The 21,592-nt window shown below is 41.1% G+C and carries 22 protein-coding genes; 9 read left to right on the top strand and 13 right to left on the bottom strand.

Features of this window, described 5'->3' with window-relative positions; genetic code table 11:
* Positions 1-169: 169 nt before the first annotated feature.
* Genes FD12_RS01935 through FD12_RS01925 form a run of 3 tightly spaced genes read right to left on the bottom strand, consistent with a single transcriptional unit; the run spans position 170 to position 4,934 of the window.
* Complete coding sequence (locus FD12_RS01935; protein ID WP_056981388.1) at positions 170-2,227, bottom strand: CocE/NonD family hydrolase; 2,058 nt, start codon at positions 2,225-2,227, stop codon at positions 170-172.
* A 5-nt stretch (positions 2,228-2,232) separates the two neighbouring features.
* Entirely contained in the window at positions 2,233-3,852 is a 1,620-nt protein-coding gene (locus tag FD12_RS01930; RefSeq protein ID WP_056981386.1) for a peptide ABC transporter substrate-binding protein, read from the bottom strand.
* A gap of 14 nt (positions 3,853-3,866) precedes the next feature.
* Complete coding sequence (locus tag FD12_RS01925; protein ID WP_054747546.1) at positions 3,867-4,934, bottom strand: mandelate racemase/muconate lactonizing enzyme family protein; 1,068 nt, start codon at positions 4,932-4,934, stop codon at positions 3,867-3,869.
* A gap of 319 nt (positions 4,935-5,253) precedes the next feature.
* Here FD12_RS01925 and FD12_RS01920 point away from each other — a divergent pair, with 319 nt between their 5' ends.
* The 4 genes from FD12_RS01920 (at position 5,254) to FD12_RS01905 (ending at position 9,835) form a co-directional block, all read left to right on the top strand.
* A complete protein-coding gene (locus tag FD12_RS01920; RefSeq protein ID WP_056981384.1) occupies positions 5,254-6,270 on the top strand; it encodes a LacI family DNA-binding transcriptional regulator in 1,017 nt (338 codons plus the stop codon).
* A 376-nt stretch (positions 6,271-6,646) separates the two neighbouring features.
* Positions 6,647-7,393 (top strand): glutamine amidotransferase, encoded by a 747-nt coding sequence (locus tag FD12_RS01915; protein ID WP_056981382.1) that lies wholly within the window; start codon positions 6,647-6,649, stop codon positions 7,391-7,393.
* A gap of 322 nt (positions 7,394-7,715) precedes the next feature.
* The gene (locus FD12_RS01910) at positions 7,716-8,714 is read left to right on the top strand and encodes a DMT family transporter (protein ID WP_162258716.1); all 999 of its coding nucleotides are present in this window, start codon (positions 7,716-7,718) and stop codon (positions 8,712-8,714) included.
* Between the two features lie 65 nt (positions 8,715-8,779).
* A complete protein-coding gene (locus tag FD12_RS01905) occupies positions 8,780-9,835 on the top strand; it encodes a linear amide C-N hydrolase (RefSeq protein WP_056981380.1) in 1,056 nt (351 codons plus the stop codon).
* A 103-nt stretch (positions 9,836-9,938) separates the two neighbouring features.
* On the opposite strand, the gene FD12_RS01900 is transcribed toward FD12_RS01905, so the two are convergent.
* From FD12_RS01900 to FD12_RS13385, 5 genes are all read right to left on the bottom strand, one after another.
* A complete protein-coding gene (locus tag FD12_RS01900) occupies positions 9,939-10,241 on the bottom strand; it encodes a type II toxin-antitoxin system HicB family antitoxin (protein ID WP_054747544.1) in 303 nt (100 codons plus the stop codon).
* Positions 10,242-10,521: 280 nt separating this feature from the next.
* On the bottom strand, positions 10,522-10,962 hold the full coding sequence (locus tag FD12_RS01895; RefSeq protein WP_054747542.1) for a hypothetical protein: 441 nt from the start codon (positions 10,960-10,962) through the stop codon (positions 10,522-10,524).
* 73 nt (positions 10,963-11,035) lie between these two features.
* Positions 11,036-12,067 (bottom strand): 5-methylcytosine restriction system specificity protein McrC, encoded by a 1,032-nt coding sequence (locus tag FD12_RS01890; protein ID WP_054747540.1) that lies wholly within the window; start codon positions 12,065-12,067, stop codon positions 11,036-11,038.
* On the bottom strand, positions 12,057-14,063 hold the full coding sequence (locus FD12_RS01885; protein ID WP_054747538.1) for an AAA family ATPase: 2,007 nt from the start codon (positions 14,061-14,063) through the stop codon (positions 12,057-12,059). Before FD12_RS01885 ends, FD12_RS01890 begins: the two co-directional genes overlap by 11 nt.
* 100 nt (positions 14,064-14,163) lie before the next feature.
* Positions 14,164-14,328, bottom strand: a complete 165-nt coding sequence (locus tag FD12_RS13385; protein ID WP_082622132.1) for a DUF262 domain-containing protein — start codon at positions 14,326-14,328, stop codon at positions 14,164-14,166.
* A gap of 348 nt (positions 14,329-14,676) precedes the next feature.
* Here FD12_RS13385 and FD12_RS01880 point away from each other — a divergent pair, with 348 nt between their 5' ends.
* Both FD12_RS01880 and FD12_RS14070 read left to right on the top strand, forming a co-directional pair.
* Positions 14,677-16,218 (top strand): SIR2 family protein, encoded by a 1,542-nt coding sequence (locus tag FD12_RS01880; protein WP_056981376.1) that lies wholly within the window; start codon positions 14,677-14,679, stop codon positions 16,216-16,218.
* A gap of 166 nt (positions 16,219-16,384) precedes the next feature.
* On the top strand, positions 16,385-16,768 hold the full coding sequence (locus FD12_RS14070) for a hypothetical protein (RefSeq protein ID WP_054747530.1): 384 nt from the start codon (positions 16,385-16,387) through the stop codon (positions 16,766-16,768).
* A gap of 154 nt (positions 16,769-16,922) precedes the next feature.
* Here the strand turns inward: FD12_RS14070 and FD12_RS01870 are convergent, their stop codons facing one another.
* Entirely contained in the window at positions 16,923-17,225 is a 303-nt protein-coding gene (locus FD12_RS01870; protein ID WP_054747528.1) for a type II toxin-antitoxin system HicB family antitoxin, read from the bottom strand.
* 175 nt (positions 17,226-17,400) lie between these two features.
* Here FD12_RS01870 and istA point away from each other — a divergent pair, with 175 nt between their 5' ends.
* Positions 17,401-18,183 (top strand): IS21 family transposase, encoded by a 783-nt coding sequence (gene istA / locus FD12_RS01865; RefSeq protein WP_054747526.1) that lies wholly within the window; start codon positions 17,401-17,403, stop codon positions 18,181-18,183.
* Positions 18,184-18,240: 57 nt separating this feature from the next.
* Here istA and tnpC read toward each other — a convergent pair whose 3' ends face one another.
* From tnpC to FD12_RS01845, 4 genes are all read right to left on the bottom strand, one after another.
* Entirely contained in the window at positions 18,241-19,290 is a 1,050-nt protein-coding gene (gene tnpC, locus FD12_RS01860; RefSeq protein ID WP_225427277.1) for an IS66 family transposase, read from the bottom strand.
* A 36-nt stretch (positions 19,291-19,326) separates the two neighbouring features.
* On the bottom strand, positions 19,327-19,743 hold the full coding sequence (locus tag FD12_RS01855) for an IS66 family transposase (protein ID WP_056981372.1): 417 nt from the start codon (positions 19,741-19,743) through the stop codon (positions 19,327-19,329).
* A gap of 96 nt (positions 19,744-19,839) precedes the next feature.
* Positions 19,840-20,196, bottom strand: a complete 357-nt coding sequence (tnpB, locus tag FD12_RS01850; RefSeq protein ID WP_054747520.1) for an IS66 family insertion sequence element accessory protein TnpB — start codon at positions 20,194-20,196, stop codon at positions 19,840-19,842.
* Positions 20,189-20,368 carry a hypothetical protein gene (locus tag FD12_RS01845; RefSeq protein ID WP_054747518.1) on the bottom strand — a complete coding sequence of 60 codons (180 nt, stop codon included), beginning with the start codon at positions 20,366-20,368 and terminating at the stop codon, positions 20,189-20,191. Before FD12_RS01845 ends, tnpB begins: the two co-directional genes overlap by 8 nt.
* Positions 20,369-20,445: 77 nt before the next feature.
* Here FD12_RS01845 and FD12_RS14365 point away from each other — a divergent pair, with 77 nt between their 5' ends.
* Together FD12_RS14365 and istB are read left to right on the top strand one after the other, a co-directional pair.
* The gene (locus FD12_RS14365; RefSeq protein WP_371862796.1) at positions 20,446-20,886 is read left to right on the top strand and encodes a Mu transposase domain-containing protein; all 441 of its coding nucleotides are present in this window, start codon (positions 20,446-20,448) and stop codon (positions 20,884-20,886) included.
* A 5-nt stretch (positions 20,887-20,891) separates the two neighbouring features.
* The gene (gene istB / locus FD12_RS13380; protein WP_082622130.1) at positions 20,892-21,542 is read left to right on the top strand and encodes an IS21-like element helper ATPase IstB; all 651 of its coding nucleotides are present in this window, start codon (positions 20,892-20,894) and stop codon (positions 21,540-21,542) included.
* Positions 21,543-21,592: the final 50 nt, after the last annotated feature.

The following is a 21,592-nucleotide window of genomic DNA, read 5'->3' as shown; positions in this document are numbered from 1 at the left end:
TAACAAAATCATTTTAATAATATAAGCGTGTGCTCTGAATGTTTAAAATCCTAACATTCGGAACACACGCTTATACTTTTGGAAGTAATAACTGTTAATCCTGTCTTTTCTTATTAATCAACATCGAAGGAGATCTTTTTGCGAGCCTTTTAGTCAAATCTTCTAAATATTACGACTCTTCACTAAACACAACTCTAGACGAATACTTCCCTCCCGAATAAATCGTTTGGTGAGCTGTCACCGGGTGATTGCCATCGGCACCTGCTTCCGTGTTGGTGTTGGGGAAAATCAAATTATTGGCAGCACTGGCAATGTCAACTCGTAATTGATGACCAGCCGCCAACTGAATTGAAGTTTTTTGAGTTTCCACTTCAAACTTGTAAACTTTCCCTGGTTTCAGCAATTGTGGCTTATCCGGACCATCGTAGAAAATGGCATTCATGACCCCATCATCAATGTTGATCGAGCGCCCATCTGGATAAACGTCAGTCACGCGAACTGCCCAGTCGGTGTTAACGGCTGACGAACTTGCGTAAAAGATTGCCTTAAACCAGCCGGTAATGGTCATCGGCTCAGCTAATTCGTTACTGGTGAACGTCAAGACGTCATCCCGCTGTTCAACCTCGGCGTAATCATTTGGAAATTCCAATTCATTTTGGGAAACGTCAATTAAATGCGGAATGGGATTCGTCGGATCATAGTCGAACTTCCCGATACTCTCTTGAGTTGGCTTTTCAGGCAACAACTTACCATTCTCGCAATCGAGATACCAACTGGTCTGCTGCTCAGTGGGTGGAAATTGATCAGCATTCTTCCACTTATCCGTATTTAAGGTGTAATACTCAACCGGCGCTTCCTTGTCAACGCCGTTATTAACGCCATTTAGGAAATGCTCAAACCACCTAACGTGTTGGAGGTCGATATCGAATCGCAGCGCGTTTTCACCCAGATGAACCGGCCCCAAATCATATTGGGCATTACCACTATGAACCCAAGGCCCTAGGATCAGCTTTCGACTTCCTCTAGTGTAGTGATTGGTTGCTCGAATGGCTTCGGTGGTTCCGACTCCGTTATCATCGAACCAGCCACTTTGAATCAGCGCCGGAACATGAATGTTGTTCGCACGCACCTTCCAGTCCATCTGAGCTAGAAATTCATCGTAGTGTTTATGCTTCATGAACTCGGAAAATCCCGGAATTTCATGTCCCAAACCAACTTGAGGGATCATGCTCAATGGCCGAATCTTCATCAACTCATCCCAATCATTCCGCAGCATTTTTTCCGGATGGAATTTCCGCTCGGAAGTTGAAAAGAACCAGGCTAAACTGCCTGCCATTGGGGCGCCATTTTTATAGATCGTGTCGTTGAAGGGGCCGCCAGCCGTGACAATGCTGACCAAGGCTTTCAAGTAAGGGGTGCCGGAAGATGCCGCTGCCCATTGGACGTAACCGCCATAAGAGCCACCGATCATCCCAACCTTTTGATTAGACCAGTCCTGTTTGGCAATCCACTCAACGGTGTCTTGACCATCCTCACGCTCATAATACATTGGCAGCCAGTCGCCTTCAGAATCATTCCGACCACGAACATCTTGAAGCACAACCACAAATCCGCGTTGAACAAACCGTTCGTAATCTTTATAGAATAGTTGGCGCCCATACGGTGTCCGCCCTAAAATGACACTATGCTTAGCCTGGCCATCAGCCGGCATAAAGATTTCCGTCGCCAGCTTCACGCCATCTCGCATTGAAACCATCTTTGTATAATGCGGCTGGATTTCAAACGGATCCGTCACCAGCATCCCCTGTTCCTGCCATTCGGCTAAAACAGTATCCTTTTCAAAGCCGGGACGAATGATCACCGTGCCCATATTTCGAACGGCCACCTGAAGTCCAACCACTTTGCCGGCAGCCACTACCAGATTAATTGCTGGCTTCTTTTCTCGTTGAATCCAAAGATGCTCGTCAGTTGTTGGCTGATAAATTGCGCCAGTTGAGGTATGGAATGTTACCCCTGTTCGAATTCCAGCCACTACTTCCGGATTGTCGATCAGTTCATGAATGGCTTTTACCAGATCAAAATGCAGTCGTTCGGTATAATCGGCTTCAACTTCACCACTGACGGTTTGCCAATCACTAATCCCATCATTTTTTCGAACTCGAATCTGATCGTCTTCGACAGAAAAGGTTGCTTCTTTAATTCCAGTTTGATAATAATCAAAATTCACTCAAATCACTTCCAATATGCCGTTGCGTATGTGAATGGTGCGCCAACCATGTGATGGTGAACGCCCTTCAATTTCGGATTTTGTAGAACTGAATAAACTTGTTGGTTCAATGGAACAATTGCTTTATCCGTTTGAACCAGCTGTCGTTCGGCATTATGCAATGCCTGGAATCGCTTGGCTGGATCGTTTACAAATTTGCCATTGGCTTCGCTCATAAACTGATCATACTTAGAATCACTAAATTGAGTTCGCCCACCAGTTACGAAGTTAGCCAGGTAGGTATTTGGATCTTGGTAATCAGGTCCCCATTGAGCCAAGCACATCTGGAATTTGCCTTGGGCAACCATGCCAAGCTCTTGCTGCTGTGGAAGTGATCGAATATCAATTTTCAAGCCCTTCAATTGAGTTTGCAATTCTGACTGGAGATATTGGGCCGTTGTCTTCTGCCAATCTTCATCATCAACTAACAATTGAATTGTAATCTGCTTCTTACCCAGTTGTTTCAAGGTCTTTTGCCAGTTTTCCTGAACTAAATTCTTGTTAGGAACTGACAAATCGCCACCCTCAGCTCGGAAGTCCTTGCCAGTGGCCGTATTTTTCACAAATTTTGGCGGAATATAACCAGTTAATGGCGAAGACTTGTCTTGAAGGATCTTTGTGGCTAATTGTTTGGTATCAATTGCATTTGCCATCGCTGTCCGCAAATTCTTGTTGAGCAGATAGTTATTAGCGCCCTTCTTAAAGTTAAACTCGAGGTAAGTGACCAGTGAATTAGGGATCGTCTTAAAGCCGGCTTTCTTGGCATTGTTCTTAACCAAATTACCCGTTAGGAAGGTCATATCGAGCTTTTTGCTTTCATATTGGCTTAATCCGGTTTGAGCTTCCTTAATCACATTGAAGTTGAGTTGATCCAGCTTTGGCTTAATTGGGCCAACGTACTTCTTATTCCTCGTCAGAGAGAAACTGCTGGCACCTTGCCGGTAACTCTTGAGTTTAAATGGCCCGTTATATAGCATCGTTGATGGGGAAGTTGCGTAATTGTTGCCTTGTTTTTCCACAAATTTCTCATTTTGAGGGAAATATGGGTTAAAGGACAGCAGTGAGGTAAAGTAAGGTGTTGGCTTTTGTAGGGTCACTTGAAGCTGGTACTTGCCAAGGGCTTTCACGGCCAACTTATTGGCGCTCATCTTTCCCGTGGCAATCTTGTCACCGTTTTTGACAATGGTCTGAATAATATAAGCATAATTGCTCTTTGTTGCTGGGTTAGCGCCGCGTTTCCAAGCATATACAAAATCATTGGCGGTCACTGACGCACCATTTGACCACTTGGCATTATGCCTTAACTTGATCGTGTAAGTTTTATTGCCATTACTCTTAACCGGCATCCCTTTGGCAATATCCGGCTTAACCTGGTCTTTGGCATTCATTCGGTATAAGCCGCTTACCAAGGCATCTTGAACATCAAAACTATTTGGATCCTGGGCCTTTAAGGTATCCAGGGAAGCCACTTCAGTGTTTAAGCCAAAGGTGGCCTGCTTCTTACTTTCACTACTACTCTGTTTGCCACAGGCTGCCAACAAAAGCGTTGTTGCCAGCATGGCGGCGATTGCGATTTTTTTCTTCATAAACATGTTCCTCCTCAAATGGTGATATCCAACCCAAGACCTGGTTTATCTGACAGCGTTAGTAATCCGCCTTCGTTGGTGAATCCACCGGTCAGCCAATCAGGTTCTTTGAACATCAAAAAGCTGTCCAAATCACAAAAAGCGACGTTTTGATGGGCAGCCGCAAAATGAACCGCTGCACAAATTCCCAATCGGGTTTCGGCCATACAGCCGATCATGCATCGAACACCCGCTGCTTCAGCCACTTTATTAATGCCTTCTGCCCCATAGATGCCAGCGGATTTCATTAACTTAATATTAACAATATCGGCTTCACCATTGCTGATCACGGTATAGGCATCGCTTGGCGCATGAACACTCTCGTCCAACATCAAATCCTGAGTGATCGCATTTCTAATCACTTTATTTTCCTCGTGCTGCCAGTATGGAAGAGGCTGTTCGACAATTTGGAGTTGGGTATTCTGAAATTTGTTCAAAATGCGGATTGTCTGTTTGGCGTTCCAACCCTGGTTGGCATCGACCTTAACCATCGCTTTATCACCGACAGCGTTCAAGATTTCGCTGATGGCTTCTTCATCCGACTCTTGATCAATCCCGGCTTTCACTTTCAGAGCTGAGAATCCTCGACTGACATAATCAACGGCTTCGTTAGCCATTTTTCTAGGCTCACCGATTGAGATTGTGATGTCCGTATGTACCTGGTTATCATTGCCGCCCAATAATTTGTATACTGGTAAACCGGTTGCCTTGCCCAGCAAATCATACAGGGCGATGTCAATGCCGGCTTTCAAAGCGGTGTGGCCAACCGTCTGCGAATCCATCAATGAATGGAGCCGCTCGATACAAAATGGATCTTCCCCGACAATCGTTTTAGCCATCGCGTTAAGGGCCGCCTGCTCAGTCTCGATTGACTCACCGGTGACTGGTTCAAATGGACAGGCCTCACCGTAACCCACTAAGCCAGTATCAGTGGTAATCTTGATGATCAGCGACTCAATGGATTTAATCTCCCCAAAGGTCACTTTCAACGGTTGGGTCAGCTCGATGTTAACTGCTTTGCCAACAATACTACTTATCTGCATGAACTCTTCACCCCTTAAATTAAAAACGTTCTCATAATGTTAGATGATAGCGTGTTTTGAATGAAATTACAACCAAATAATGACGTACCTGAAACCATGTAGAATGAAGCTATGCCTGTTTTGTCAACATTCTTGAGTACTCTGGCTAAATGGACCAATTTTGTTGATCACTCATGACCCGCTCATGTCATGTTTTTGAGTTGTCCATTTCCAAATATATTAGTATGATTGGAGCTAGAATCATTTTAATTAAATTGTGGCATGAACCGTTTTTCTGTTAACTTATTTGTTAACTAATTTTGAATTGAGGTCCCGCTTTATGAAATATGGCATGAAAGATATTGCGAAAAGAGCAAACGTTTCCTTAACGACCGTTTCACTGGTTCTAAACAACAAGGAATCACGAATCTCGACGCAAAAGAAGCAAGAAATTAAACAAATTGCCAAAGAAATGAATTATCAGCCCAACTCTGCAGCTGTGCTGTTGAGCAAACAAATCAGCTATAACATTGGCCTGATTGTGCCAGATATTACTAACCCTTTCTTCACCGAGTTGACCCAATTTATTAATCGCAAGCTCCGAGAAAATGGTTACTTCACGCTATTTGTGGACAGCGGCAACTCCTACCTGGGGGAAAAGCAGGCCATTCAAAATATGATTTCTCGGGGTGTCGACGGCATCCTGCTAGTTCCTTCCAGTGAATTTTTTTCAGCCGATCAAGATGAAGTCGAACACTTATTTAAAAGCGCCGGCAAGCCGATTATCTTGCTGAATGCCAGCACAGATATGGACATTAGCTATGTCAACTTTGATAACGTGGAAGGTGCCATGATGGCGACCCAGGAGTTGGTTGACCACGGCCACCGAAAGATTGCTTTCATCAAAGGCAAGGATCACTTGGTTAACGCTCACGAGCGCTATCAAGGCTACCAAGCCGGTCTGCGGCAGAATCACATTCCCTTTGATCAAAGCCTAGTCTTTGAAGGCGACTATTCTGGCGAAAGCGGCTATCAATTGGCGCCGCAAATTCTCAAGCATCCAGAAATTACAGCCATATTGAGTTCCAATGACCTGATGTTATTTGGACTCATTAAATGGTCCAAGGAACAGGGTGTCGATATCTTTAATCGCTTCTCAATGGTCGGCTTTGATAACACCCCCTACACGGAGATCATTGAGGTGCCACTGACTACGATTGATCAAGATGCAGATAAAATGTCGGCAGATGCCATCAAAATGCTGCTTCGCAAGATTAAGGGCAAACGAGATGTCACCCGTCAAATTGTCATTAAACCTAAGCTCATTAGAAGAAAATCTGTCAAATTCATTAAGTGATGTTAAAATATATAACATGTATTTTAACATCACTTTTTTTATTTTGCTTGATAAACCGCTTTATCAATCAAAATAATTATTATCTGCGTCAACCGGTGTTTCCATAGGATTCTAATGTAATTTCTTACATTTTGTACATGTGATATCAGTTGACATAATTTTAAAACATGATATTCTACAGGTGTAAAAAGCGTAGGAAGCGACGCATTTTTATTTGGTCAATTGATAAAGCGCTTTACCAGTTGACAACCCAAGATCCCTATTGATTGAAAACACAGCTGCATTTATGGGCCCAATTATGATCATTCAATCTTTGGCAATCTGATAATGCTTCCAAATCTGACTTAATCACAATTCCTAGGAGGGATAACTTCGTATGGCAAAGGTATTGTTAGCTGGTGAATCGTGGATCTCAACCACGACTGAATACAAAGGATATGATTCATTTACAAGTACGAAATTAGAAATTGGCTGTGAGGACTTACTCAAATCATTGCGAGCCCTTGGCCACACCGTCACTCACTTGCGAGCACACGACGTTCCGGAAAACTTTCCCTGGACGTTAACTGAACTCAACCAGTACGACGTCATCATGCTTTCTGACATTGGTTCAAATTCATTTACGCTGTCCAACGGCGTCTTTGCTGGTGGCAACCCTTCCGTAAACCGATTAGCTTTGCTCAAACAATGGGTGCAGTCAGGTGGCGCGCTAATGATGGCCGGCGGGTATTTATCATTTAGCGGCTTTGAAGGCAAAGCCCATTATCATGGTTCCCCAATCGAAGATGTGTTGCCCGTTACCATCAAGCCTTATGACGATCGGATTGAGTCACCCCAAGGGGTCCGACCACTTGAAGCCAAAGATAATCCAATTACCCGCGGCTTAGGTGAATTCCCTGTCATTTTAGGCTACCAAGACATTGAACCCAAAGCTGCCAGCCAAGTCTTGATGACTGCCGATTCGGCGCCCCTCTTAGTAACCGGCACGGCTGGTAAAGGCCGCACCCTCGCATATGGAACTGACATTGCCCCCCACTGGGCCTCTCAAGACTTCATGGCTTGGGATAACTACGGTGAGTTTTTCTCCCGTTGCATCAGTTGGTTAGCTGGTGAATTAGCTTAAATCAGTTTCGCTTCAACCCACTTATCATATTGAACGCTATTTAAAATGAACCAGATTTTAGGACAGCTGTGCAAAGCAAAAGTCTGCATGTAAGCACCTCCGAGAAAAATTCCAGAATCAGGAATTTTCCTCAGAGGAGACTTACACTCCGACTTCTAACTGCTTTACTCCGCTCACTTGTTTTAGGACAGCTGCTCCAAGCAGAAGTCTGCACGTAAGCACCACTGAGAAAAATTCCAGAATCGGGAATTTTCCTCAGCGGCGGCTTACGCTCCGACTTCTAATCGCTTGGATCCGCTCACTTTTGAAAGGGGTACACATTATGAGTGATCAACCATCAACAAATAACATGAAAAATACAGAAAAAACAGTTGTTGTGCCATTATTAGTGATTGCAACCATTTTGGCCGGCATGCTGTCACCAATGCAGTCAGCCGTTAATGGTCAGGTTGGTAAATTATTGAAAGACGGCAATGCCTCAGCCGTCGTTTCCTTTGGTTCTGGATTGGTTGTGATGGCCGTTATCATCTTGGCCCGTCGTTCAACTCGAAAACAATTTGCTTCGATTCCTGGTAAAATTGCTGCCAAAAAGATTCCGTGGTGGAACTGGATTGCCGGCATCTGTGGCGCAATGGTTGTCTTTTCAGAAGGCGCTTCAGCTTCAGTTTTAGGCGTTGCGACTTTCCAAACAACTTTGATTTCTGGCATGGTTATTTCCGGTCTGCTCTGTGACCGCTTAGGCATCGGCGTTCCTGAGAAACAATACTTCAACTTCCCCCGAATTTTAGGCGCCTTATTGGCAATTGTGGCCACCGTATTAGTCGTTTCCCCCAACTGGGAAGCTCCTAAAGTAATTGCGTTAGCCATTTTACCTTTCCTGGCTGGTTTGTTAGCCGGTTGGCAACCTGCCGGTAACTCAGCTGTTGCCCAGGAAACCGGCTCAATGTTGGTTTCCATCACCTGGAACTTTATTATCGGTTTCTGTGTTCTTGGTGGTGTTTTACTCGTCCGTGTTCTAATGGGAGATGTTTCGTTTAGCCTGCCAACCGCTTGGTGGATGTATTTAGGCGGCCCGCTTGGCTTACTCTCAATTGCTCTGATGGCTTTGCTAGTTCGCGGCTTGGGGCTATTGCTGCTGGGGTTGGCTTCAACTGCCGGCCAGTTAATCGGTTCGGTCTTAATTGATTGGTTGATTCCCCAACTCGGCGCCCAAGTTTACTTGGTTACGGTTATCGGTGCTTTGGTTGCCTTGATCGGTGCAGGAATCGCAATGATGCCATCCGCTAAGAAACACGTTGCCGTTGATGAATTGGAAAATTAATCAGGTTTGTCAATTTGAAGGACGTGGGTTAAATGCAACATCAACATTTCGAAAGGAGCTGCAACATGGCTTGTACAGGTATTGAATTGATTAGTAAACAAGGTAATCCTTACTGGGCAAGGACCCAGGACTTTGAACAACATTTCGAGTACTCGGGTGTCAAGATTCCAAAGGGTTATGAATTTCAGTCAACCTTTACCCCGTTTGAAACCCAAACCAACGTTATGGGAATCGTCTGGGCAAAGGATATCCACAAATCACCGGTACTGCTTGATGGGATTAACGATTATGGTATCTGCGGCGGTTCGTTTTACTTCGATCACTTCTTTAAGTACGTTCCTACTGAAGAAATTACTGCAGCCGGTAAAGTTGCTATTCGGGGTGAAGAATTATGTACGTGGATTTTGACGCATTATCAGAGTTTGGACGACATCAAGAATCAGCTGAACAATGATATTGGCATTACAAATGAAACTGGCCCGATGATGGGGATGTCGGTTCCGCAACACTGTGTATTCCACGATGAAACTGGCCGCTCGATTGTAGTCGAGCCATCCATTGAAAATGGCTTTAAGATCTTCGAAAATCCACTGGGCGTCTTTACCAATGCGCCAACATTTGATTGGCACTTGAATAATTTGAAAACGTGGCTGGAACGCACTACCAACCGCAGTTACACCTATAAAGTTGATGAGCCAATCGAACAAATCAAGTTAGGTGAACCCACTAGTGGTCTGGTCGGCATCCCCGCCGACTACAAACCAGAATCCAGATTTTTACGAGCCGCCTTCTCCAAATTGCTGTCGATTGAGGTAGATGACGATGAAGCCTTGAACCAACTGTATCAATTGCTGACGGCGGTAAATACGCCAAAAGGTTCTCTCCGAATCAACCAGGATGACGATACCCTGGTCGCTTGGACCCAATACACCGCCGGCTACGACATCAAAAAAAAGATCCTGTATGCCTTTACCTACGACAACAGGAACTTACGCTCACTTACATGGGGTGATCCAAGCGAGTGGAAAGATGGAATTAGTTATTTTAGTTTTATTTCGAAGGAGACGGCGGAACCGTTTGAGGCAAAGGATGAGTGGAGTGAGGGGGAGAATACGATATAGGGTGTTTCCCCGAACTCTAGATAGATAAATTTTTATTGACCTTGTATAAAGTGTGGAAGCCTCCTAGATTGATGATGGGATAATCAATCAGGAGGCTTTTGTTTTACTTTAAAATGTCTTTATCGTAATCAGCAACTTCCTTGGCTGCTCTTGTCAGATCGTCTGAAATCATAACCACATACTCATTAGCTGACAGATCAATATCTTCTACGGGAGTTACTGGCGGCAAAGATTTCCGAATAGTAAGAGCTAATCCCAAAGCTTCACTTGCATACGATCTTGCTTCGGCCTCATTCATTCCAAAAGTAATTGTGTCTGGAACATCTGGGAACCGCACATTGATTGCGGCCGAGCTTTTCTCTGAAGAGAAGATTGCTGGGTAGGTCACTATTTGTGGTTTGGCCATTTGGATGATCCTTTCTTGATAAAGTACTGATAACAGGTTATCTAAATCTCTTCCATATGGTTAAGTTATACCTAAAGCATTGATTTTAATCAAATTTAACGCTGTTTTGTAAATCAGGAAATTTCTGTGAGTCTAATTTCTTAAAACATGTAGAATTATATCAAAAATTCTACAGGCTTTGATAAGATAAATATCGCCGATGGAAATTTTGAAAAATGATGATGTTAAAGTCAATCAACAATTGATATCTTTACTTACCCCTATCACTTGTAACAAAGACTCACAATTCATTAAAATAAGCATGAATCTTATTAGCCATTAACTTTCGTCTTTCACTTAAGAAAGCTTGGTAATCGTTATAATCGTCATTCTTTAAACTTTGTGGAATCGCATTGCTGGCAAACGAAGCATCCGTTCCAAATTCGGTAATTTTCGGATCAGATAAATAGTCCTTCGGTGCCCGATCATTAATTTGCAGATTCCGTGGTTGCGTAATCCAAATATAATTGGCAGTTTGATTGTATTGTGTTTGAGAAAAACCGTGATTCTTCAAATATGCTTTCGGAAAAATATGGTGGATATTCCCTTGTTCAAGCAATAGGTCACGAATTCCATGATCCTTTTCTAACCAAGCAATATCATGGTTGCGGACCTGGCTCATGACAAAGATCTTCCAAACATTAGCTTGGGTAGAAGAGTGGGATAAACGATCATCTGGCAATGTAACATTCCAAAGTGTATCGGGAAGTTCTTGTTGAATTATTCTATCGACTACTCTCTTGGATTAACACTGATCAAAATACAATTAAACGATCTAACTGTTCTGTTAACTGTTGCCAATTAACATTAAGATCCAAAGTCTTGACTCGAAATCGATGACCCAAAATATGAATTTCACCATCCGGATGGCCACCGATACTGGATTTTGCGTATAAAATGATTCCTTCAACATTGGAATTGCAGCCAGTCCGACTTTCATTTAGAACATACGTAATAATTTGGTACATATTATCCGAAGGAAACTTTTCGACATCAAAATTTCTTTGTAACGAATGCTGATAATATTTGGCGTCTAAAATAACCGTCTTATTTTGGCCACAAATTCGAACATCAGAATGCATGGTTGGCAGATGGGGCGTTTCCTTTTCCAGCTTGTCCCATTTAATATAAGCGGATTTTACTTCATAGTTGGAAAAACGTTGTTGATAATACTTTAAAAGAAACTTTTCATACAATCTGCTCATCAATTGATCTTCAAAATTCGCCATTTTATAATTTTCATTATTTGTTGCGAAAATTTTCCCTTCAATTAATATTTCTGACAATAAAACCAGCAGCGAGCCATCTTCCCCCATTCTGTGTAAGTATCGTTTAACGCTTGGATAATCGTTTGAATTAATATTTTTAACTGGCCAAAAATTTCGCCACATTTTCTTAGCCAACAGACGTTGATCATGGGGAAAGCTTTTGCTTTGAGCAATCCTCGACAGCACCATTTTAACCAGTTGATTCTGAGGAATATTGGCAGAAAAAGAATCATCCTGAACGATAACTTGATGGTTAATTAACGCTCCTTGAGTAATGGAGTCCGTCATTTGAATTTGCCCATGGGGATAAGCGGTTTTCTCAGTATATCCGCGATAATCGTGTGGGAAGCCACGAATTAACTGAAGCTTACATGCATGCAAAAATAGTTTCCCCAACAAGTCATAACCATCCTCAAAGTCCTCTGTTCCTAATTTCTGAAAACCGGAGTAATTTAATTTATCGTAAACAAAAGCAAGCATATAAAAGATATTTTGGATACGAATATTTCTATCTTTCATTCAAACCAACTTCTTCTTTCAAACTTTCAGCATAACTATTCGCCTTATCCGGTTCATCTTGCCAGTACTCTTGAAGTTGAGGAATGATATCATACAACACTGAGTCTTGTAAGTATGGCAAGCTGGCAATTTTATTGTCATTCATGACGTAACTATGGCCAATTTCGAAGTCCTTACCAAGAGTCTCATCTTTATCGATATCAGAGTTAAGGGCTTGTAAACCAGCAATCAACTCATGAGCAGTTGGATCATCATCTTGAGCTAATATTTGTTGGAACTTCAGTGAATTGAAAGCCGGATGAATGGTGTAAAAACTAAATCTGCGTCTTAAAGCGTAGTTCATTCGTGTTAACCCACGATCAGCCGTATTCATGGTTCCAATTAAATAGATATTGTTAGGAATATAGAAAGTTGACCCATCCAGTAGCGTGACAGAATTACTAGAACTTCGCTTATCTGCTTCAATTAGCATCAATAATTCACCAAAGATTTTTGAAACATTACCTCGATTAATCTCATCTATTAAGAAGAAATATTTCTCGTTAGGATGTTGAATGGCTTCCTGGACAAGGCGGTAAAACACCCCATGTTGAAGCTTAAAGCCATCCCCTGAAGGCACATAACCCATCATTAAATTTGAGTAACCATAGCTTTGATGAAATTGGACCATTTTAATATGTTCTGACGAATCCACTTGATCATCCAACATCACCTTAGCAAGCCGTTTAGCAATAAATGACTTACCAACACCAGGAGGTCCCTGAAGAATTAAGTTTTTCTTGCGAATTAATAATCTTTCGAGTTGATGTAATTGATCATTGGATAGCAATACTTCGTTGAGAAAATTTTCCTCAGTATAAGGGATTATTTTGTTAGCCGACTCGATAACGGTGTCATTTCCACTTAACTGACTTAGTTTCAGGATCTGATCATATTCAACCTTACGCATACGGAAAAGGCTGCCTTGCTTAGTACCATTGTAAAATGGACCTACAATTGGATCTTTAGCCAGTTCTTCCGAAACAATTGGATGAGTCAATTGCTTGTCCACCCGAACCATAATTTCAGATTGATTATTAGATTGGACAGCAGTTAATAAGGTTGTCACATTTTTTCTTGGAGATGACACATACCCGATAACTGGATCCCCTTCTTTAATTTCATTGAAGGCCGAGGCCATTCTTCTGGAATTTCCACTCTCGTTCTTCTTGGTATAACTTTGAATGCTTTGTTCTTCTTCGCTGGATACATCCCAGATAGCTGGATTACAATTCATCCAATAATAGTGGGGCAAATCCTTGTCCAAATAAGCTTTATCACTATATTCAACGAAATTAAGCTGAAATTTATTGAGTAAAGCCTTCATATCATTGCAAAAATTAAGATAGTCAGTTCCAGATGCACTCTTCTTCACATGTTTAATCTGATCCTCAATTTTTGAAAGTGACTGTCTGTCTATCAATTCAAACAGATAACCGGTGTTTGCATTATCCAGACTAAAGAACAGGTCTGGGCGAACCCAGAAGAGACCTGACGTGGTTCTAGAATGAATACCTTTCATGGTATAAATTTTGTGGTAATCACTAATAAAACGACTTTGACTTTCTCCATCAGTTAGATCCAGATTAAGGGTATCTTCAAACAGATTCCAAAAGTTATTAATTTCTGCCACTGTGCTGCCAGGGAAACAAAACCACGCCTGCATTGGGTTCAATGTCGGGAGTCCGGCAAGATCAGTTGGCATTTTCGAATCCAATCCCATTTTGTCTTTGATATCCCTTAAAATATGTAATCGATTAGGAACCGCCCCACTGCGCATGAACGCCCCAAAGAATGTAAACGGATCGATCATGTGTAAATCAGAAAAATCTTTCATATCCCCATTGCGAAGCGCTTTTGACCCCATATTCAAAAGCTCATCTTGGTGATCGCGATAATCCAAAAGCTTACGACTCAGTTCTTTAAAAATCGGTCGCCAGGTGTACTTTTCTTCCATAAATCATCCCTCGTTTCTGATAAAAATTATATCATTTTTGGATCGCTCGGGACGTTGTCAAATTGATAAATGGCGGTAAAAGTGTTATTAAAAACTCCCTTCAATGACTGAATTCACTATAGGGTGTTAGTAACACCGTAATTCTTTGCTGACCATCAATGACGATCTTCTTGCCAACAGCAGAATCACGACTTTTTAGTTTCACTTTAGTATTGTTCCAAGTAATGATGTAACGAATCGGAACGTCTTTATACAGTGAATCCACTAAATCTTTGACTTTAACTAACTTTCAGACAAAAGGCCTTTGCAATTCAGGTAATCCAATTTAAAACTTCCCTATATAGATACATTTTGAACCTCATATTGTTTTGAAATAAACTTTGACATAAGAATCCCCTCAGTGATTATTAATGAATAAGCGAACGATTAATAATTTGATTTTGTCACAACCCATACCCAGGATTTGGTGACAATGGAATTCCTTTTTCATCTTTGACGAACGTACGTTCCTTGAGGTAGAATGTTCGCATAAGAAAAACATATCCTTATGATAGATTAGTTAGCAAAATAAGTACCTCGGTAATGCATTCACAATATAAGGAGAATTGTATTCATGCAAAAGAACAGTTCTGAAAAACAATTAGACACCTTAGCAAGAATGGTAGCGAATAAGAAAGTGATACCATTCTTAGGAGCTGGTACATCAATCGAATTTAACCCTTCATGGGATAACCTAATTAAAGACATGGGATCTAAAGTTGATCTCAGTCATCTTAATACACAAGATACTGACTATTTTTTAAATGCTGCTCAATTATTTGAAAATAAGTTTGGCAGGAAAGGATTATGTACTTTTTTAAGAAGTCAATTTCAAATTTCGGAATTTATTGATGATAAAGGAACAGCCGATTTAATGCTCATGAGTAATGCTTTTCCTATAACCTACACAACTAATTTCGATAATGTGTACGAAACAATGATGAAAAAATATAACCGGGATCTTAATGTCATCTGCTCGGCTAATGACTTTGAGAAAAATACTCCTTCCCCCAAAACATTAATTAAATTTCATGGAGATTATAATCACCCAGATAACCTCATTATTACAAAGAATGATTATAAACACAGAATGAAAGTAAGAAGTGGCCTTGATATTATGCTAGAAAGTCATCTTATGACTAATAATTTACTATTTATTGGATATAGCTTCAGAGATCCAGACCTACAAAAAATTTTTTTAGAGTTGGAAAACATTCTTGCAAAACGAAGTATATCCGTTTACATGATTGCTTTTGAGTATAGTGACTCACTCCAAAGAGAATGTAATAAATATGCAATCACACTAATCGACCCCACTAAAATGTTTCCAGGGAAACACCCCAAGGTTGCTTTTCAGCTTTACTTACAAAAACTGAATGACAGGTCACAACGCTTATTTTCTTCAGCCCAATTCCACGGATTGTTTTATGGCTCAGTTCCGGTAAAGGGGGTCACCAATATGGAGATCGAAACACTTAGCAGAAACATCCCAAATGAAACATTTGACAACGCATTTTCTGAATTTGAACATTTATATTCTGGACCAATCCAAATACCTAAAGATAGATTTAAAACTGTATCTGAACAAATTGGAATACTGTGTAATAAAGCAGTTAATTCGCAGCAATTACAAAAAATAGCAACCTACGTTTCCTATACGTATTTAACCAGAATTCCTGACAAAGAACTAATGTTTAATAATATGATCGATTTGTTGAAAGGGGCCAATCGAAATAATATCAGTGGCAAAATTGATTTCATGAGCTATGGATCCGTATTGAATTGGGAAGTACCAGATCCATCTGTCCTAATTGCTATAATGGCCTTGACATGTTCAGATATTTTGAAAAATAACGAACCTATTCTAAATCACTTTCCAGATTACTTAGTCACGTTATCTGAAATAGCCTATCCTTATTGTCTGTTACCAAACGATCTAAAAGAGTTTACAGAAAAATGGCTCACTAAGTTCCATGAAAGTGCGCACACACCCAGGGATAGTCCAATTTATTGGCAACACCATCTGTTTTTTGAACTTCATCAAAATATCAGAGCTCGTAAGCCCACTGATGATGATATATCAATTCTAAGAAAGCTAATTAACCAAAGAAAATAATGCAATTATAAACACCTCATCAATAACTGTCTCGGATATACTTGAGTAGACAAGCAAATAATTAAAGTTTGTTTACTTAGGAAGGAGTTTTGATCTGGGTCAAAAATGACCCAGATACACCCTAGAACAAAAGCTCTTCTATATCGGCTTAATTCAAGACGTCAAAATGACAGTGTCTGGAATCGAGAATCGGTATAGGATTAAAATTGATCAGGTAAAAATTTGGATGGAAAGGTATAACCGCAGAGATGTAGATGAGCTGAAACACTCCTCGAAAAACAACCAATATTCACTGGAGTTCAAGCAAACAGTTGCTAAAGAATATCTGGCCGAAGGTACTTCGTACCCCGAATTTGTCAACACCGCCGGCTACGATCAAAAAAAGATCCTGTATGCCTTCACTTACGACAACAGGAACTTACGCTCACTTACATGGGGTGATCCGAGTGAGTGGAAAGATGGGATTAGTTATTTTAGTTTTATTTCGAAGCAGACGGCGGAACCGTTTGAGGCGAAGGATGAGTGGAGTGAGGGGGAGAATACGATATAGGTTGTTTCCCCGAACTGCAGATAGATAAATTTTTATTGACTGTATCAAGTGTAGAAGCCTCCTAGATTGATGATAGGACAATCAATCGGGAGGCTTTTGTTGTATGGAATAACAGAGGACAGATGGACATGACTAATCCCAATCCATACAAAATTTATTTTCCTTTTAGGTTATCGTGATCAGTAACTTTCTTAGCCGCTCTGGTTAAATCCACTGAAATCATAACCACATACTCATTAGCTGATAGAACAATATCTTCTACGGAAGTTGCTGGCGGCAAAGATTCTCGTATAGTAAGAGCTAATCCCAAAGCCTCACTTGCATACGATCTTGCTTCAGACTCATTCATTCCATAAGTAATTGTGTCTGGAACATCTGGGAACCGCACATTAATTGCGGCTGAGCTTTTCTCTGGAGAGAAGATTGCTAGGTAGGTCACTATTTGTGGTTTGACCATTTGGGTAGTCCTTTCCTATTTTAAAATATTTGATTTGGATTATCTGTACATCCATATTCAGATTGTTTTGTCAGCAACGGTTATAAAATGTTGGAAAATACCGATTAGAAAATGTCGGATTTCTAGCATTTTTTTACGGTAAACTAAATGCATCTCAAACTCTGGAGGAATTGAAATGCGTTTAGATGTTGAACAGTGTGTCCAGCAATATATCATGAATCAAATCAAGCCAAATTATTCAGAAATAAGTCGCCGCTTTGGCGTCGATCCCCGAACAGTGAAAAAGTATTATGAACTGGGGCTCACGCCGCATGATAAAGTACCGCAACGCTTAAAGCGACCGAGTAAGTTAGATGGTTTCAGGGAAATCATCAAAGAGAAGTCCCTTGAAGGTTGCTCAGCAACGTCAATCTATTACTTTATCAAGGAGCGTGGTTATCAGGGAAAGCAAAGTATCTTGAGAGATTACTGTAAAACGATTAAGAAAACGGCTCAAAAGAAAGCAACCATCCGTATTGAAACCTCACCAGGATTATCTGCCCAAGTTGACTGGAAAGAAGATTTAACGTTGATCTCTCGACATGGAGAAATTGTGAAAGGCAACATTTTCCTATATGTCTTAGGTTACTCACGAATGAAATACATGCAGTTTACATTTGATCGAACCCAAACGACCTTCTTTGATTGCCTAACTAATGCGTTTTATGCGACTGGTGGTGTTCCCAAAGAAATCTGGTTTGACAACCAAAAGGTTGTCGTTGATCACCACAAAAGCAACTTTGGTAAACCGGTTTTTAACGAAACTTTGGTTGAATACGCCAAGGATGCTGGATTTCACCCAATAGCCTGTCGACCTTTTCGACCACAAACTAAAGGAAAAGTTGAAGCACTGGCCAGAACAACTCAACGAATAAAAGTTTATAATGTAAGCAGTAGATACGTGGACATATTCAAATAGGCAGTTGATAGTGTTATTTTATTTAAAATAACGTTATCAGCTGCCTATTTGGTTGGATTAATCGACGCAGATCCGTTGGATCCGCTGATTCCATGGCAAATAATCCTCCAGCTTAGTGTCAATCTCACTGGAACTTAATTGGGGCATTTCCTCAAGCAGTGTCATTAAATATTTTCGATAATTTAAGCCGTTGGCTTCGGCACTTTCCATTAAACTTAAGAAAATGGCATTAATTTTGGCACCCTTCTGGCTCGTACTAAACAGCCAGTTTTTTCTTCCCATAACGGTCGGTCGGATGCTACGCTCAGCCACGTTGTTACTAATTGCGACTTGCGGATCAGTCAAATAGACCATCAAAGCTTGCTTTTGATTAAGCAAGTACTGAATTGCTCGGCCCAGTTTAGATTTGGCAATGACCTGAGTTTGCTCAACTAATTGAAAAATTTGCTCAACGATTGGGACAGCTTTCCGTTGACGAACGTCCAGTCGTTCACACTCTGAAATACCGTTGGTGTGACGCTCAATGGCAAATAATCGATTAATCAGTTTTACGAATTGCCGCCCCAGACTCATTTGGCTTTTAATTCCATTGGTTGCTTCATAAAATTTTCGTCTCACATGTGCCCAGCAGCCAGCCCGGATGACCTCAGGGGGGAGATGATTATAGCCGTCACAGACTAAAGTTCCTTGGTAACCAGCATATAGGCTTTGGGCAACCTTTTCACTTCGTGAAGTTGCGTAGTGAAAAAAGACCAGTGATTGTTCGGCCGCTTCAATTGAACGCATTTCCCACAGATATGATTTGGAAGTAGGCGTTTTCCCTGGTTCACGCAGTACTTGAATTGGGGTTTCGTCACCATGCAAGTACTGTTGCCCTCTTAATAGTTTTAAAAATCGGTCATAGACTAACTCAACGCAATTGGCCGCCTTAGCCACCCAATAACACAGGGTGGGTTCAGCCACTTCCAGACCGAGTTCCCTAAAGGTTCGCCGTTGGCGATCCAACGGAATCGCCATTTTATATTTATTATCAATCACCGTAGCTACTAAGTCGGCTGCTGGCAAACCGCCAGTCATGAATGTTTTAGGCATGGACGCGGAAGTGATTTTGTCACCGAAGTAGTCAACATCTTTTGAGCAATGCTAACAAGTGCCAACTTCTTTGTACTGTTGAACTATGTATAATTCAGCTGGCTGATAGTGTAACTTTCGGCCAACTTTCTTTTTAAAGATATCATAATGTTCACCACAGCGATCGCAATGATCATCTTCCAAATGAATCACTTCTTCTTTGACCGAGAGTTCTTTGGTGATTTTCGTTTTCGAACTTTTCCTTTTCTTTTGACGTACAACGACGGTTTTGATTTGTTCTCCAGTTGACTCTGGGTCTTCGAAAACACCATTATCATCGTCACCAAATAAAGATGTTTGACCATCTTCTTGAATTTGTTCACTTGACTTGCCGTACAGTTTTTTCGATAAGTACTTGACCTGCTCCTGCAGGAGCTGATTCTGTTCCTTTAAATAAGCGACCTCGGCTCTAAGATCATCAATTTCCATTTTTTCACCTCCTCGTGTTAAATTAACTCTTAGTGATGATACCATACAGTCTCGGAGTTGAAAATAGCTTATAAAAAGTTGACGGAGTGTGTCATATCAGTATATTTGCCCGGGTCGTACGCGATGAACCGAAGGTTCAATTGTTAAACCGGTTAGTAACCATTCCAACTGTTGATCAGTTAGTTGACGCACCTCTACCGCACTTCTGGGCCACTGTAAATGACCAGATTCGTATCTTTTATACAACAAAACAAAGCCATCACCTTCCCAGTAAATGGCCTTAAATCTATCTTTCCGTGTTCCACAGAATAAGAACAGGGCGGGGGAAAATGGATTCAAGTTGAATTGTTCCTGAACAATCGTGGCTAAACCATCAATTCCCTTTCTTAAATCCGTTTTACCGCAAACCAAATAGACTTTATCTAACTCAGTAAAATTCAGTAGTTTAGACATGACTCGTCAACTCCTTCAAAACAATACTGATAATTTCCGTCTGGGCATTATTAAAAATACTCAAGTGTTTATCATTAATTGTCAATTGACAGGCAAGTTGAGCTTCATTTGCGATCACATTTGCTGGTTCCTGCAGTTTTTCAACGGGAACCGGGACAATAACTTTTTCCATTAAGAATCACCTCATCGTTTACTGATAATTCTATGGTACTCAAAAAGGCGTCTACGAAGTAGACGTCCAAATTTTCACTGCTTACGATCGTTCATTCAACGTGTGATCAACTCAATCATGAAAGTTCGCAAGCCACCCAAACACCACCGTATTTACTGTTAGATAAAGAAAAAGAGTATTTCCACGAATTTGATTACGACCTCCTGGATTCATATGCCAGCCAAACCATCGCAAGGAAAGTTAGCAAGGAATCTATGGTGGTCTTTCAAAATCGGAAATACTCAGTCCCGACAAGATATATTGGCAATACAGTGCAAATCAAACACAATGACAATACTCTCTGGATTTATTATAACGGAGAATTGATTCGTTCTCACGCTATTTCATCAAAAAGGTTCAATTACACTCGTCCAGACATGGAAGAGATTGTCCGGTCCGACTTGTATAAGAATCGCGATGACGACGTCATCGATGAGTACGTTGAACGCAACCTCAAAATGTTTGATGAAATGGAGTGAGCACAATGACAAAGTATCAAGCATTATCCAATAACCTAACAAAATTAAAGTTGAATCGTTTTGCGGAGCATTTAAACCACCTTTTAGACCACCAAGAAGATGAGCCAAAATCCCTCACCGATGCCCTGTACGAGTTAACTACTGCGGAACTGAAGTATCGTGAACAAAAGAAGGTTGCCCTGAGAATTAAGCTGGCACGTTTCCCTTACAATAAGACACTACTGGACTTTGGCTTTAGTTATCAACCCAGCATTAATCAAAAGATGATTGAAGATTTAGGATCCCTAAGATTTGCGGACGATAATCAAAATATTTTGTTCATTGGCACCTCCGGTGTCGGGAAGACTCATTTAGCCACAGCAATTGGCATTGAAGGTTGTAAGCAAGGCATTTCAACCCAATTTATTCGGTGCAGCGATTTAATCAGCAAATTACAGACTGCATTAGCTCAAGGGAGAAGTGAAGAAGTCTTACGCCAATACGCCCGGTTTCAAATATTGATCATTGATGAAATTGGTTATTTACCGATTGATTCAATTGGGGCTAAGCTATTTTTCCAACTAATTGAACGCCGTTATGAACGGAAATCAACAGTAATCACAACTAATATTCCACTGTCTAAATGGGGCAACACCTTCTCAGATAAGATGTTGTAAAAGGCACCCGTAAAATGTAGGAAAACGGCAGGTTAGAACTGTTGGTTTTC

The sequence above is a fragment of the Lentilactobacillus rapi DSM 19907 = JCM 15042 genome (assembly GCF_001436255.1).
Lineage (GTDB): Bacteria > Bacillota > Bacilli > Lactobacillales > Lactobacillaceae > Lentilactobacillus > Lentilactobacillus rapi.
Note: the sequence above shows the minus strand (reverse complement) of the source record. Positions and strands in the feature narration are given on the sequence as shown.

Excerpts from the sequence above, each read along its gene's own strand:
- FD12_RS01845 (WP_054747518.1), bottom strand. The coding sequence starts at position 20,368 with ATGGAAAAAGTTATTGTCCCGGTTCCCGTTGAAAAACTGCAGGAACCA.
- FD12_RS01905 (WP_056981380.1), top strand. The coding sequence starts at position 8,780 with ATGGCTTGTACAGGTATTGAATTGATTAGTAAACAAGGTAATCCTTAC.
- FD12_RS01915 (WP_056981382.1), top strand. The coding sequence starts at position 6,647 with ATGGCAAAGGTATTGTTAGCTGGTGAATCGTGGATCTCAACCACGACT.
- FD12_RS14070 (WP_054747530.1), top strand. The coding sequence starts at position 16,385 with ATGACAGTGTCTGGAATCGAGAATCGGTATAGGATTAAAATTGATCAG.
- FD12_RS01880 (WP_056981376.1), top strand. The coding sequence starts at position 14,677 with ATGCAAAAGAACAGTTCTGAAAAACAATTAGACACCTTAGCAAGAATG.
- FD12_RS01900 (WP_054747544.1), bottom strand. The coding sequence starts at position 10,241 with ATGGCCAAACCACAAATAGTGACCTACCCAGCAATCTTCTCTTCAGAG.
- istB (WP_082622130.1), top strand. The coding sequence starts at position 20,892 with ATGACAAAGTATCAAGCATTATCCAATAACCTAACAAAATTAAAGTTG.
- FD12_RS01890 (WP_054747540.1), bottom strand. The coding sequence starts at position 12,067 with ATGAAAGATAGAAATATTCGTATCCAAAATATCTTTTATATGCTTGCT.
- FD12_RS01870 (WP_054747528.1), bottom strand. The coding sequence starts at position 17,225 with ATGGTCAAACCACAAATAGTGACCTACCTAGCAATCTTCTCTCCAGAG.
- FD12_RS01885 (WP_054747538.1), bottom strand. The coding sequence starts at position 14,063 with ATGGAAGAAAAGTACACCTGGCGACCGATTTTTAAAGAACTGAGTCGT.
- FD12_RS01930 (WP_056981386.1), bottom strand. The coding sequence starts at position 3,852 with ATGAAGAAAAAAATCGCAATCGCCGCCATGCTGGCAACAACGCTTTTG.
- istA (WP_054747526.1), top strand. The coding sequence starts at position 17,401 with ATGCGTTTAGATGTTGAACAGTGTGTCCAGCAATATATCATGAATCAA.
- FD12_RS01910 (WP_162258716.1), top strand. The coding sequence starts at position 7,716 with ATGAGTGATCAACCATCAACAAATAACATGAAAAATACAGAAAAAACA.
- FD12_RS01855 (WP_056981372.1), bottom strand. The coding sequence starts at position 19,743 with ATGGAAATTGATGATCTTAGAGCCGAGGTCGCTTATTTAAAGGAACAG.
- FD12_RS01925 (WP_054747546.1), bottom strand. The coding sequence starts at position 4,934 with ATGCAGATAAGTAGTATTGTTGGCAAAGCAGTTAACATCGAGCTGACC.
- FD12_RS01920 (WP_056981384.1), top strand. The coding sequence starts at position 5,254 with ATGAAATATGGCATGAAAGATATTGCGAAAAGAGCAAACGTTTCCTTA.
- tnpB (WP_054747520.1), bottom strand. The coding sequence starts at position 20,196 with ATGTCTAAACTACTGAATTTTACTGAGTTAGATAAAGTCTATTTGGTT.